At 36.9% G+C, this 241-nt stretch carries 1 pseudogene; it reads left to right on the top strand.

What is annotated here, in order from left to right:
• Positions 1–17: 17 nt before the first annotated feature.
• A pseudogene (locus tag GPK88_RS19945) lies at positions 18–241 on the top strand (hypothetical protein); the annotation flags it as partial.

Below are 241 nucleotides of genomic sequence, written 5' to 3'. Positions count from 1 at the left end.
CATTTATGTGGGAGTACATGAAAGTACCGGAGGATTCAAGAGAAAAAGTTAAGAATCTGCTTAAAGATGCAAATGAAAATAGCGTAAAATTAAGTCATCAGGCATCAACACTGTATGATGTTGTCCCAAAAGAAGAAATTACTGAATTTGAAGAGCTTATGCGCAAAACCATAGCTGACATTGTATCAGAAGCCAGTAGCATTGCCTGTTGGGTGTATGTGCAGAAATATGTGAAACAGAA

The organism is Blautia sp. MCC269 (genome assembly GCF_018785655.1).
In the GTDB taxonomy this organism is placed as follows: Bacteria; Bacillota; Clostridia; order Lachnospirales; family Lachnospiraceae; genus Blautia_A.
This window is presented reverse-complemented; position numbering and strand designations above follow the sequence as displayed.